This window comes from Methylicorpusculum sp. (assembly GCF_030651835.1).
Classification (GTDB): domain Bacteria; phylum Pseudomonadota; class Gammaproteobacteria; order Methylococcales; family Methylomonadaceae; genus Methylicorpusculum.
In genome coordinates, this window is record NZ_JAUSBX010000066.1 from 1 (window position 1) to 12,586 (window position 12,586).

The 12,586-nt window shown below is 47.1% G+C and carries 8 protein-coding genes; 6 read left to right on the plus strand and 2 right to left on the minus strand.

Features of this window, described 5'->3' with window-relative positions; all coding sequences use genetic code 11:
• Positions 1 to 280: hypothetical protein (locus Q7V32_RS08645; RefSeq protein WP_304896581.1), on the plus strand; the 280-nt coding region annotated here is incomplete at its 5' end.
• A 38-nt stretch (positions 281 to 318) separates the two neighbouring features.
• On the opposite strand, the gene Q7V32_RS08650 is transcribed toward Q7V32_RS08645, so the two are convergent.
• Complete coding sequence (locus tag Q7V32_RS08650) at positions 319 to 1,110, minus strand: UDP-2,3-diacylglucosamine diphosphatase (RefSeq protein ID WP_304896582.1); 792 nt, start codon at positions 1,108 to 1,110, stop codon at positions 319 to 321.
• Between the two features lie 223 nt (positions 1,111 to 1,333).
• Between Q7V32_RS08650 and Q7V32_RS08655 the strand changes: the two genes are divergently transcribed.
• From Q7V32_RS08655 to acpA, 3 genes are all read left to right on the plus strand, one after another.
• The gene (locus Q7V32_RS08655) at positions 1,334 to 3,061 is read left to right on the plus strand and encodes a lysophospholipid acyltransferase family protein (protein WP_304896583.1); all 1,728 of its coding nucleotides are present in this window, start codon (positions 1,334 to 1,336) and stop codon (positions 3,059 to 3,061) included.
• A 197-nt stretch (positions 3,062 to 3,258) separates the two neighbouring features.
• On the plus strand, positions 3,259 to 4,299 hold the full coding sequence (locus tag Q7V32_RS08660; RefSeq protein ID WP_304896584.1) for an MJ1255/VC2487 family glycosyltransferase: 1,041 nt from the start codon (positions 3,259 to 3,261) through the stop codon (positions 4,297 to 4,299).
• Between the two features lie 497 nt (positions 4,300 to 4,796).
• Entirely contained in the window at positions 4,797 to 6,374 is a 1,578-nt protein-coding gene (gene acpA / locus Q7V32_RS08665) for an acid phosphatase (protein WP_304896585.1), read from the plus strand.
• Positions 6,375 to 6,474: 100 nt separating this feature from the next.
• Here the strand turns inward: acpA and Q7V32_RS08670 are convergent, their stop codons facing one another.
• The gene (locus Q7V32_RS08670; protein WP_304896586.1) at positions 6,475 to 7,359 is read right to left on the minus strand and encodes a transglycosylase SLT domain-containing protein; all 885 of its coding nucleotides are present in this window, start codon (positions 7,357 to 7,359) and stop codon (positions 6,475 to 6,477) included.
• 313 nt (positions 7,360 to 7,672) lie between these two features.
• Between Q7V32_RS08670 and pap the strand changes: the two genes are divergently transcribed.
• Entirely contained in the window at positions 7,673 to 9,166 is a 1,494-nt protein-coding gene (gene pap, locus Q7V32_RS08675) for a polyphosphate:AMP phosphotransferase (RefSeq protein WP_304896587.1), read from the plus strand.
• 41 nt (positions 9,167 to 9,207) lie between these two features.
• On the plus strand, positions 9,208 to 12,330 hold the full coding sequence (gene putA / locus Q7V32_RS08680; protein ID WP_304896588.1) for a bifunctional proline dehydrogenase/L-glutamate gamma-semialdehyde dehydrogenase PutA: 3,123 nt from the start codon (positions 9,208 to 9,210) through the stop codon (positions 12,328 to 12,330).
• The last annotated feature ends 256 nt before the right edge of the window (positions 12,331 to 12,586 follow it).

Here is a 12,586-nt window from a genome sequence, read left to right on the forward strand (position 1 = left end):
TCTGTATTTCCCCATTCTTTTGCTTTATCTTTGTTCATGGCGTTTCTCATTAATGCTGTTATTTGATCTCGATAATCTTATTTCAGCAGAGAACGCCACCTCTCTTCAAGTCGGGTTGTACACCAGATTTAGTTATAGCTCCATCCAGAATCACACCAAGGTGAAAGTCCAACGCCATCCATGGCGTCTGAATCCCGGCAATCCGTGCCGGAGTACACCCATTTTTAACGCAAACATGGCTTCGATTATTGCCGGATTAAATCGCTATAGTGCTCTCTGAACAATTTAATCGGATAATGGTAGAAATACGGCTAATTGCTAACTATCGCCCAAACCCAATGGTAATGACGATTCCTGATCTTGCTGTTCCTGTTTACGCCAACGCAGCATCTCAAGCCTTCCGTCGAAATGCTCGACGATGGCCGTGCAACTCTCCACAAAATCACCCGTATTGACGTACCAAAAACCTTCAATTTGCTTGATTTCGGCATGGTGTATATGTCCGCAAATCACGCCATCCAGCTTTTCATGCTTAAGCGTATGAACAATGCTTTCTTCGTAATCGGAAATAAACTGCACGACATTTTTGACCTTGAATTTGACATAAGCGGCAAGCGAAAATTGGGATTGCACGCCCAGCAATCGCCGGAAGAAACGGATGATGCGATTGATATCAATGAGCCAGTCATAACCGATGCTGCCGATTTTGGCAAGCCATTGGTGATGGCGAGCAATGGTGTCGTACTCATCACCATGAACGACCAGAAATTGTTGCCCAGTGACAGTCGTATGAATGTCAGAATTTTTAACCACGATATCACCGAAGACAAAGCTGTCGTATTCCCTGATGTTTTCATCGTGATTACCCGGTATGTAGATGATTTGAGTCCCATGCCGAGCCTTGCGTAACAGCTTTTGGATGATGGTGTTATGGTCGGGTGGCCAATACATTTTTTTCGATAGCGCCCAAAAATCAATGATGTCCCCCACCAAATAGAGTTTCTCGCTGTCATTGTGCTTGAGAAAATCCAATAGTGTATCGGCCTGGCATTGGGTGGAACCGATATGAAGGTCGGAAATCCAGATCGTGCGGTACTGTGGACTGGTCATAATTAACAATCAAAAAGCGGCAACCTGCCGGATATCCCTATTTTGTTTGCTAATTATGACAATTGAATGACGAAATGACTTTCAGTCAGCCATTTTTATTTTAAAAACAACTGCAATCCGCATTATCTTGGTGGTGCACATACGAGCATTTGTACGTTTCATATAAATGACACATTTCCTGCCTAGAATCGGCTTCATTCTATGTTATTGCTGGAACTTGCCGATGATTGATGCCGAAAATATATTACGTCAAACCTATCCCGATTTTAAACTGGGTAAAGACAACAAACTGGTAGTAAAAGCCTTAAAAAAATTAATCCACGAAGATGACTTTAACGCCGTCATCCAAAAAAACCAGCATCTTCGCGGCTTTGCATTTTTAGACAAGATGCTGGCGTATTTCAAGTTCAATTATGAGGTCGATAACGACTCCTACAACAATATCCCTTCAGAAGGTCGCTTACTGATCGTCGCCAACCACCCTATCGGCACTCTTGACGGCTTGGCGCTGGTAAAACTGATTCGTTCGGTCAGGCCGGATGTCCGCATTGTCGCCAATCGTGTCCTGTCACACATGCAGCCCTTGGAATCGGTGTTCTTGCCGGTAGACGTACTCAGCGGTAAAAAACAACTCAAAGAAACGTATCAGGCGATGCTGCAGGCACTGAAAAATGAAGAGGCCATCATCATTTTTCCGGCCGGTGAAGTCTCCAGAATCACGCCTAAAGGCATAAGGGATGGCGCGTGGCAAAGCGGATTTTTAAAATTGGCCAGGAAAGCGAAATGTCCCATTTTACCCATTCACATCAAGGCTAAGAATTCGGCCATTTTTTACAGCATGTCGACCTTATATAAGCCGCTAGGCACGCTGTTATTGATCCAGGAGATGTTCAATAAAAAGAATCAGACCATCAAATTTCAAGTCGGTGCACCGATACCCCACAGCGCGATCGATCAATCCGGAGAAAGCAATAAATTGCTTTGCAAACGTTTCCGCAAACATGTATTGAACCTCGGCAAAAAGCACAAAACGCCTTTGTTCGACACTGTTGCCACCGTGATTCACCCCGCTGATGCCAAAGCCGTAAAAAAAGCCCTGTACCGATCGCGGCAGTTGGGCGAAACCCGGGACGGAAAAAAAATATTTCTCTATCGCTTTACCAGCGATTGTCCGGTAATGCAGGAAATTGCCCGCTTACGCGAACTGACTTTTCGCACAGTGGAAGAAGGCACCGGCCTGTCGCTCGATCTGGATAGTTTCGATGTGTATTACAGCCACATCGTTTTGTGGGACGACATCGGTCTGGAAATCGTGGGCGCCTACCGCTTGGGCGAAGGCCCAAGGATCATGGCGGAATTCGGGATAGAAGGATTTTATACCCACACCTTGTTCGACCTGCACGGCCAATTTTCCAGCTATCTGCCTTACAGCATAGAGCTTGGCCGCAGTTTCGTGCAACCCCGGTATTGGGGCCAGCATAGCCTGGATTACCTGTGGTACGGCATCGGTGCATACTTACGGGAACAACCGGAAATCAAATACCTGTTTGGCCCCCTCAGCCTCAGTAACGCTTATCCTCAATTGGCTAAAGAAATGATCATCGGTTTTTATCGTCAGCAATTTGGCTCACCGTTAACGTCCGCCAAGGCGCGAATGCCGTTTGTCATGTCCGAGGAATGCGAACAATTTGCGAGAGACGAATTCAGTGACGATTACCCTATCAGCTTCAAAGTGCTGAATAAGGAGCTAAAAAAACTGGGCGTTAAAGTGCCGACACTTTACAAACAATATGTGGAACTGTGTATAGACAAAGGTTGCCATTTCATCGACTTTAATATCGATCCTGACTTTAACAACTGTATCGATAGTCTGATCATGGTTGAAATTGACAAAATCGCACCCAAAAAACGCCAGCGCTATATCGACAAACCTGTTTCTTTGAATTCCTAACAAGTACAACTTTTGTAATTACATGCAGTGTAGGTAAGGCGATAGTCGTAACCCATGAGATGACCTAATCACAAGTTGAATGAAGTCTTCGACATAAAAACCTGCACTGTCATCAATCGTTAATAAAAACGTCATATCCATGTCACAGACATGGCTTAGATTGTCAGATAAATCAACTACTCTGACACCCAATCGATATGAAAATTTTCTACGGCGTTCAAGGCACGGGTAACGGCCATATCACGCGCGCCCGCGTCATGGCGGAAGCACTTTATGCTGCAGGCATGGATGTTCATTTTCAATTCACCGGCCGCACTAAGGACAGCTATTTCGATATGGCGGTATTCAACGGCTTTCAGGTGCGCACCGGTTTAACCTTTAATACCCATAATGGACAGGTCAGTTATTTAAAAACGGCGATAGAAGCCAAACCGATCACTTTTATTCGTGATATTCAATCGCTCGATTTGAGTGATTATGATCTGGTGATCAGCGATTTCGAACCGGTTACTTCTTGGGCTGCCAAGCGGCAAAACAAGCAGGTGCTGGGTATTGGTCATCAATATGCCTTCGGCCATACTATTCCTCGCGCCGGATCAGACCCTCTGGCCAATCTGGTGATGAAGTATTTTGCTCCGGCAGACCGGGGTATCGGCTTGCATTGGCACCATTTCGGACAGCCTATATTGCCGCCAATTATTGAAACACCGGCGATGCCGCATACATTTTTCAAACACAAGGTCGTCGTCTATCTCCCTTTCGAAGATACGCAGGAGGTTTTCCAGCTACTGGCACCGTTCAAGGATTTTGATTTTTATGTGTACACGCCTGATGTTCAAGACTCACCCCATAAACATATCGTCTGCAAAGCCTTGTCCCGTGCGGGATTTATGCAAGACTTATATGACTGTGGCGGCATAATCAGCAATGCCGGATTTGAACTCGCCAGTGAGGCCTTGCAGCTAGGCAAAAAAATACTGGCCAAACCCTTGCACCATCAAATGGAACAGATTTCCAATGCAGCGGCCTTGCAGCAATTGGGTTATGGTCATGTCATGAAGGATCTGAACGCTACAGCGATCGGCAATTGGCTAAAGGTAGATCATGCCGTGCAAATCACTTATCCGAATGTCGCCCAGGTCATTACCCGATGGTTACAAGATGGCATGCTGGAGATGGATACCGATTTCATCAACAGCATCTGGGATAACGTCAATGTATTGCAGGTGAAGCATTAAGGATTCCGTCATAAATAACTTCCCGAAATTCGGATTGTGTCGAACCGTACGATTATCCCCCTTCTTTGAAAAAGAGAGGCTGGGGAGAGTTTTTAATAAATCCATCTCGATCCCCCTTTTTCAAAGGGGGAAGTTATTTTTCGCGATATCCTAAGTGACCTGATTACGCATCACTTTCAGCCAAATCAACCTATAGTGGAGCACTTGTCACGCCGGCAGGGATTGCCGGTATCCAGGGTACACGGAAGTACTCATGTTCCCTTTAATGCTTTTCGGAGCAGGACCCATGCAATCTGGACCCCGGAAATCCATGCTAAGGTGGCGCGGTTAAAAGCATTCATGCGGGGAAAGAAGACCTTTTGCCCGGCACTGTAGCCAGAACATCCTCGCCAAACACACCGCGTTTAGATCAGATTGGAGAAAGTTTTTTGCCTTGTTGGATTGTTGAATTTGACCGCTATAATAGGCCTTCATTGCCATTTTGAATCAAAAAATCCATGCTCACCAATCGCCGTCAAATTCTAATAGGATTAATCGTCAGTTCTTTACTGGTAACCAACGCCCTTTCGGCAGATTTTCAACCAGCCGACCCTATCAACCCAGATAAAACCTCATCCGAGCCTGTTCTAAACAAGATCAAAACCATCGTGGTGATCTACGCGGAAAATCGCAGTTTTGATAATCTTTACGGCCTTTTTCCGGGAGCTAATGGCATTGCAAATGCGTTGGCTAATCCTGAATCCTACTTACAACGTGATCGCGACGGCAAAACCGTGTTACCGACATTGCCGCCGGTTTGGAATAGCGATGATCCTAACTGGTCATTTGTCGCACACTTACCGAACAAGCCTTTCCAGATTGATGCCGCGCCTGGCGGCACACCGGGCGACACCGGCGCCAACGTTTCATCCCCGGATCTGGTGCACCGTTTCTACAATCATCAGATGCAGATTAATGGTGGCCGCAATGATCAGTTTGCGGTCTATTCCGATGCCGGCGGTTTGTCGATGGGGTATTACGACGGCGCCAAAATGGCGATGTGGCAACTTGCCAAACACTATACCTTGGCAGACAATTTTTTCATGGGCGCGTTCGGAGGCTCGTTTCTAAATCATTTTTGGCTGGTCTGCGCCTGCACGCCGTCTATGGCCACAGCGCCTGAGGGCCGGACAGCTATCCTGGACGATAAAACCGGGCTGTTGCGTGTTGAATCATCTAGCGGCTTACATTCAGCGCCATACTATCCAGGGGATTTCAATTTCACCCCTCAAGACAAAATTACGCAGCGCAGTTACGCGGTAAATACCACGCAACCGCCGTTTCAACCCAGCGGAACGCCTCCTGCACAAGACGGTGATCCGAGACTGGCTAATCAAAACGCCAAAGGTTCAGCCGCTGTCTTGAGCCCGCAAACCGAAAAAACGATAGGCGACACATTATCGGAGAAGCGTATCGAATGGGCATGGTATGCCGGGGCATGGCGTGAAGCGCTGGTTGATGGTCAACAAAGCCCTGACAAACCGCGCAAAGTGATCTACAACAAGGGAAGCGGGGCGGCTAATTTTCAGTCTCACCACCAGCCCTTCAATTATTTCAGCCGCTTTGATCCAGCCACCCCGGATGGCGCACTTCAACGTGCAGCGCATCTAAAAGACTATGCGGATTTTCAAACGGATATTGCCAACGGCACCTTGCCTGCCGTGGTGTTCTATAAACCCCAGGGAAGCTTGAACCAGCATCCCGGTTATACCGACGTTATGTCGGGTGACGCTCATATTGCCGAGGTAGTCAAACAACTGCAAGGCAGCCCGCAATGGCCGAATATGTACATTATTGTCACTTACGATGAGAATGGCGGCTTTTGGGATCATGTGGCACCACCTGCAGGTGATCGCTGGGGACCGGGTTCAAGAGTTCCGGCGATTTTTATTTCCCCGTTCGTCAAAAAACAGCATGTTGACCATACGGTCTATGACACGACATCTATCATTCAATTTATTACGCGCCGGTTTGATTTACAACCTCTGCCCGGGGTTCGGCAGAGTATGGGTGATTTGATCAATACGCTTGAATGAAATGTTAAACAGATGACATTTAGCGCAAGTTGTGCAGCAAGCAGGTCCATAGTCAGGCATTTAGCTTTGCGTTCCGAAATTTTTCGATTGTAAAAAACTTTTACAAATTGGAAACTTGTAGTGTATTCAGCTTAGCCAGATCAAACTTTTCCGGATGCTCGGGCGGGATTGGATGGGATTTTTTTGGATAATTGGACAAGATACGTTTTACGTAATTTTGGGTTTCCTGATAAGGCGGTATGCCCTGATAGCGTTCAACAGCGCCCTCCCCTGCATTATAAGCCGCAAGAACATGCTCGACATTGCCTGCGAAATGCCGCATTAACCAATGGAGGTAGGCTGTTCCGCCCTTGATATTCTGCACAGGATTCCAACTGTCTTTTACGCCAAACCGCTCAGCTGTAGCCGGTATTAACTGCATCAGGCCCTGGGCATTTTTATTGGACAGCGCCTGAGTATTGAAAGCTGATTCTGCTTGAATGACAGCCATAACCAACTGGGGATCGATGCCGTAATGCGGCGCAATTTGATTGACCCAGGCAATAACCTTGTCTCGCTTGGGATTGTCGACTAACTTAACTTTAATAACCGGATCAGCATCCGCTTCAACAAGCGGGTCAGGCTGGCAGGACTCATCTTTTTTGGAAGCAACGCTGCGGAATTTAAGTAACATTCGTTTGGCATAAATATCTCCTGATCCTGCAGACTTTTTAAACCAGTAAATAGCCAGCGGCAAATCACGGGCAACGCCACGTCCGATGAAATACATAAAACCCCTGTTGTAAGCCGATAACGCATCCCCCATCAGAGCAGCCTTGCAATAAAGCTCTAAAGCCTGATCGTAGCTTTTCTTAACGCCGTGCCCATGCTCATAAGATTGAGCCATTTTTCGTAAACCGGACGCATCCTTGTTGGCTTCATCGGCATTGATAGCCGTTGAAAACAGCATTATTAGCACAGCAGTCATTAAGTTAAATACGCGCATATCTCTCACACTTTGACAAACATAGTTTTTATTAAGCAAAAATAGAACCATTAGTATTTTATAATTAAATTTCAATAGGTTGCTATTTATTATCAGTTCTTGGTCGTCATTAATTGTAAAAATTGCTGACATTTATTCATTACCGGTTTCTTAAAATCTGCAGCTTAACAGCAAAAGCTACTGATTGAGGCTAAAATTGGCTCTTTTATCGCAACAGGCGATCACGTTTTTTAGCGGCTATCTATCTCTTTTTAACCTGTCCCACTTAGGGTTTAAGCTATAGTAAGCCAGACTAACCTATGAAGGAATAACAATGTTTGAAATTGCCGAACTGGGTCACACCTTAAAAAAAACCGATTACAACGAACAAGTCCCGGAACTCAGGACTCAATTACTGCTGACGCAGCAAAAATTAATGAACTGCGACTTCCCTGTAATCATTCTGATTTCCGGCGTAGATGGCGGAGGAAAGGGTGAAGTTATTAACCTGCTTAACGAATGGATGGATCCGCGTTACATGCAAACAATCGCTTTTGACGAACCCAGCGATGAGGAAAAAGAACGCCCCAAATTCTGGCGATTCTGGCGGACGTTACCGAGCAAAGGCAGCATTGGTATCTTTGTCGGTTCCTGGTACAGCGACCCTCTATCGCAACGCGTGTATGGCGAAATTGATGACAATCAGTTGCAAATAGAACTGATGAATATCAAGGAACTCGAGCGGCTTTTATTCGACGATGGCGCATTGATCATCAAATGCTGGCTGCATCTAAAAAAAGACGAGCAAAAAAAGCGGATAAAGAATCTCGAAAAAAACCCCGAAACTAATTGGCAGGTCACCGAGCGCGATAAAAAACATTTAAAACTCTACGATGATTTTATTGGTGTTGCTGAAAAGACCCTGACTGAAACCAGTACCGGTGATGCGCCCTGGCTTATCGTCGATGGCAGCGATATACGTTACAGCAGCTTTTCAGTAGGTCAGCATGTTTTACACAGAATTGAACAACACATCGAAGACAGGACCGCTAAAGTCAACAGCACAAATAAAACTAACGGTACCGCTCGTATCAATCCCAACCAGCAAAGTCTGTTGGACTCGCTGGATTTGTCATTAAAAATTGACAAGAAATCCTATAACGAACAACTCGATTATTATCAAAGCAAGCTAAAAAATCTGGCCAGAATCGCCCAACAACAAAAACGGTCCTGTATTCTGGTTTTTGAAGGCTGGGATGCAGGCGGTAAAGGCGGCGCCATCAGGCGTATCACCCATGCTGTTGACGCCAGAAATTACCGGGTTATTCCTGTGGCAGCCCCCACCGACGAGGAACGTTCACATCATTATCTCTGGCGTTTCTGGCGCCATATTCCACGCGCAGGTAAAGTGACACTCTATGATAGAAGCTGGTACGGACGGGTTCTGGTCGAACGCGTCGAGGGCTTTGCATCAGTGAATGAATGGCAGCGCGCGTACTCTGAAATAGCCAATTTCGAGGATGCGCTAGTACGTCACGGTATTCTTTTACTAAAATTTTGGCTGCACATCGACAAAGATGAACAGCTGAAACGATTCCACGAGCGGGAACAAATCAGCTATAAAAAGTACAAAATAACCGAGGATGATTATCGAAACAGAGAGAAATGGGACGACTACAAACACGCGGTGAATGAGATGGTTACCCGCACCAGCACCCGCAGTGCGCCTTGGTTACTGGTCGAAGGGAATGACAAAAAATATGCACGCATCAAAATCCTCAAGGCCTACTGCGAAAAACTGGAGTCCTCACTTCAGCTTTCGAAATAACGGATTAGACCTGTTTTTCACTGTTAACTGCCGCATTCGCTATGGCTCAACATACACTGGAATCATTACGCAAAGCCATCAACACGGCCTGGTTGAGTGATGAAACCGACGCGGTCAATCATCTACTAAAAACGCTGGAAAATTATGACCCAAATGTAACCCGTCGAACGGCTGAAAACCTGGTCACTGCGATAAGAACCGCAAAACCAAAGCAATCGGTTACTGAAGCATTTTTGCATGAATATCAGCTCAACAGCACCGAAGGGATTGTCTTGATGAGCATTGCCGAAGCTTTGCTGCGCATTCCCGACCAAAGGACACAGGACCAGTTTCTCGCTGAAAAACTGGCCGCAGCCAATTGGCGAGATCATGTACATCACAGTAATTCCTGGCTGGTCAATTTGTCCACTGACGCCCTGCTGTTAAGCGGTCAATTTGAAAAGCATCTCAAGCCCAGTTATCAGCAGCACCAATTCCATTTAAATACACTGCTGGCCCGATTGGGGATGCCCTTAATCCGAAAAGCCGTCAAACAGGCGATGCAGCTGTTAGGCTCACAGTTCGTCATGGCCGAAGCGATGGGTCCTGCATTACACAAAAGCCAGCAACAAAATGAATACCGTCATTCATTCGATATGCTGGGCGAGGCAGCGTTAACCGCGGCCGACGCGGAACGCTACTATCAAGCCTACCTGTTTGCCATTCAACATGCAGGACAAAGCGCTCAAAATGTTGATTTTTTTGACAAACCCAGCATTTCCATCAAATTATCCGCATTATGCCCTCGTTTTGAACCGCTGCAACGAAACCGCGCCGTATCAGAACTGACCGGCAAGCTGATTTATCTGGCTCAATGCGCCAAGGCGCAGGACATCAGCGTGACGGTTGACGCAGAAGAGTCGGATAGGCTGGAAATGTCACTGGATATAGTTGCAGCAGCACTGACGCATCCTTCATTAAACGGCTGGCAAGGATTAGGCTTAGCAGTACAGGCTTATCAGAAACGCGCGATTCATGTTTTGGCCTGGCTTGACGCACTGGCGAGGCAACACCACTGCAAAATTCCGGTGCGGCTGGTCAAGGGCGCCTATTGGGACAGCGAAATCAAACGTGCTCAAGAAAACGGCTTAAGCCATTACCCGGTGTTTACCCGTAAATCGGCGACCGACATCTCCTATCTGGCGTGCGCCAATTTTTTACTGACCCATACGGATACTTTTTATCCACAATTTGCAACCCATAATGCCCATACGGTCGCGGCAATTTATCATCTTGGCGGTAGGCAACAGGCCTTTGAGTTTCAGCGACTGCATGGAATGGGAGAAGCGCTTTATCATGAATTGGTCATCAGCAAACCATGGCATATTCCCTGCCGGATCTATGCGCCGGTTGGCACTTACACGGAACTACTGCCGTATCTGGTCAGGCGACTGTTAGAAAACGGAGCAAATACATCGTTTATCAGTCAGGTTGAAAATCCGGACTGCCCCATTGAAAAACTGACTCAAGATCCTGTTGCATTTTGGTTGGCGCTTAAGGATTCAAAAAAATCCGGCGTATCGTTACCCGGCGCACTGTTCATGCCTGAGCGGCTCAATTCGGCAGGTTTTAATCTGGCTGATCCTATTTTCCTCGATAAAATCCAACGCTATTTGGAATCGCGAAAAAACAAAGCTTATACCGCTCACCCTCTTGTTAACGGCCAGGTATTTTCAGGTGATGACGCTCCGGTTTACAGCCCCTTCAATCAAGACTTACAACTTGGTACAGTCGCATTCAGCCGCGCGGATGCAGTTGCGCAGGCCATTACTTGTGCCTATCAACATCGCGATACATGGCGGTTAACGCCCGTTAAAAAACGTGCTGCAGCCCTAAATAAAGCCGCAGATCTATTGGAAACCAACGCGTTTGAGCTAATGGCCTTGTGTATTTTCGAAGGCGGTAAAATTGTTAAAGATGCCTTGGCAGAAATCAGAGAGGCTGTTGATTTTTGCCGCTACTATGCGGAACAAGCTGTCATGCAATTTGACCCGCCTATCACCTTGCCCGGCCCTACCGGCGAACTAAATACCCTGTCTTACAACGGACGCGGCGTTTTTGTCTGCATCAGTCCGTGGAATTTTCCTGTCGCTATTTTTATCGGCCAGATCGCCGCCGCGCTGGCAGCCGGTAATGCCGTGATTGCAAAACCCTCCGAGCAAACCTCATTAACCGCATTTTGCTGCATCAAGCTGTTGCATGAAGCCGGAATTCCGGAATCGGTGCTGCATTTTCTGCCTGGTTCCGGCGCTGCAATTGGCGAACAATTACTCTCGGACTATCGCATAGCCGGTGTGGCCTTTACCGGTTCCACAGCAACCGCCAAGCACATCGCGCGCAAACTGATCGAGCTTCCAGCCATTGTGCCGTTAATAGCCGAAACCGGCGGACAAAATGCGCTGATTGCCGACAACTCCGCGCATAAGGAACAGCTGGTTCAAGATGTTATCTACTCGGCATTTAATAGCGCCGGCCAGCGCTGCTCTGCCTTACGGGTACTTTTTTTGCCTGAAGAAATTGCCGAACAAGTCATTCAACTGATTATCGGAGCGATGAATCAGTTGATTTTGGGGAACCCCTTATATATCGATACAGATATTGGCCCTGTCATTGATTCAAGCGCTAAAGATCGGCTTTATGCGCATCTGCATGAGATAAATCAACAGGGAAAACTGCTCTACCAATTGCATTTATCCGATGAATTGAACCGCCAAGGTCATTTTTTTCCACCGACTCTGGTCGAACTGCCAAACATGGACTTATTAAAACACGAAGTATTCGGCCCGATACTGCATGTCGTTCGCTATCAAACAGACCGTCTTGATCAGGTCATTACCGCTATTAATGCCAGCGGTTATGGTCTCACGCTGGGCATACACAGCCGATTGAACGACACGATCCAAGCCATCACGCAGCACGCCAAAGTCGGCAATATCTATGTCAATCGCAATATGATAGGTGCCGTCGTCGGCTCTCAACCGTTTGGGGGCATGGGGCAATCCGGGACAGGCCCCAAAGCCGGTGGCCCTGACTATTTAAAACGCTTTGCCAGCGAGCAAACGCTTTGCATCAATACAGCAGCAGTCGGAGGCAACACCGGCCTGCTCAACCAGGATTTGACGTAGCCCGTAAGGTGGATTCGCCGCAGGCAATCCACCCTAGCTTTGAGGTTGACGGTTTGCTATCGCGAAACCGTCCTACGAGCTATCAGAGGTGCAATTCGTCGGAACCCGGTTCCGCCTCCCCCTGTGTCAGGATAGTTGTCGCCTCACCCATTTATAGAGGCAACCCTAATGCAAACCCGTTATAGTGAAGAATTTAAAGAGCAAGCCCTGAGTAAAGTCTTGCAACGCGGCGATAAAAGTATTCAAGCAATTGCCG